Annotated in this window: 2 protein-coding genes; both read right to left on the reverse strand. The window is 48.7% G+C overall.

Features of this window, described 5'->3' with window-relative positions; genetic code table 11:
* The coding region (locus A3766_RS03450) for a biotin carboxylase N-terminal domain-containing protein (RefSeq protein WP_304440924.1) at positions 1–325 on the reverse strand (325 nt) is incomplete at its 3' end.
* A gap of 18 nt (positions 326–343) precedes the next feature.
* A partial coding sequence (gene accB, locus A3766_RS03455; protein WP_068641686.1) for an acetyl-CoA carboxylase biotin carboxyl carrier protein occupies positions 344–635 on the reverse strand: 292 nt, incomplete at its 5' end.

Below are 635 nucleotides of genomic sequence, written 5' to 3' on the forward strand. Positions count from 1 at the left end.
CACTGGCAGGGGGGCCAATGAAGGTAAAGCCGCTCTTTTCGACTTGTTCTGCGAAGTCAGCATTTTCAGCAAGAAAACCGTAGCCAGGATGAATGCCAACAGCATTGGTCACTTCAGCGGCGCTGATTATTGCAGGTATATTGAGGTAGCTCTCGACAGGGCTGTTATTACCAATACAAACTGACTCGTCTGCCAAGCGAACGTGCATAAGGTCTCTATCAACCTTGGAGTGTACGGCGACCGAAGGAATACCGATCTCTTTGCAGGCGCGTAGAATTCGTAAGGCTATTTCGCCACGATTAGCGATTAGAACTTTTTTTAACATCAGTGTTACCTGCGAGCCTTATGCAATTGTAAATAGTATCTGATCGAACTCGATAGGTTCTCCGTCACTGACTTCTATCGACTGAATAACGCCGCTTCGGTCTGCCTCGATTTGGTTCATCATTTTCATTGCTTCAATGATGCACAAGACATCGCCAGCCTTAACGCTTTGTCCAACTTCAACAAATGGGGCGGAGTCAGGTGAGGGCGCCTTGTAGAAGGTGCCGACCATAGGGGCATTGATTGTCTGGTCACTAGAGGTGCTCGCCGGTGCCGGACTTGCAGTGGATGTTTCTGTGATAGGTGCTGAA

It is taken from the genome of Oleiphilus sp. HI0132 (assembly GCF_001635845.1).